This window comes from Virgibacillus sp. 7505, assembly GCF_002272135.1.
Lineage (GTDB): Bacteria > Bacillota > Bacilli > Bacillales > Amphibacillaceae > Terribacillus.
Window position 1 is genome coordinate 1 of the sequence record NZ_NPBF01000267.1, and the last position, 243, is coordinate 243.

1 protein-coding gene is annotated in these 243 nt (G+C 44.4%); it reads left to right on the plus strand.

The window, feature by feature from the left end:
- A partial coding sequence (locus CHH91_RS18905) for a PTS transporter subunit EIIC (RefSeq protein ID WP_176465874.1) occupies window positions 1–243 on the plus strand: 243 nt, incomplete at both ends.

Below are 243 nucleotides of genomic sequence, written 5' to 3' on the forward strand. Positions count from 1 at the left end.
CCTCCTTGCCATTTATTATCGTCGGTTCATTCTTCTTAATTATTGCGTTCCCTCCGTTGCCCGAATCGTGGGGAATGACTCAATGGGCGACGGAAAATGCTGACCAAATTTTAATCCCTTATCGAATGACCATGTTTATCATGTCGTTATACGTGGCGTTCGGCATTGGCTATAACTTAGCACAATCTTATAAAGTCGACCCATTGTCTGGTGGTCAAATCGCAGTCGCTTCCTTGCTGTTGA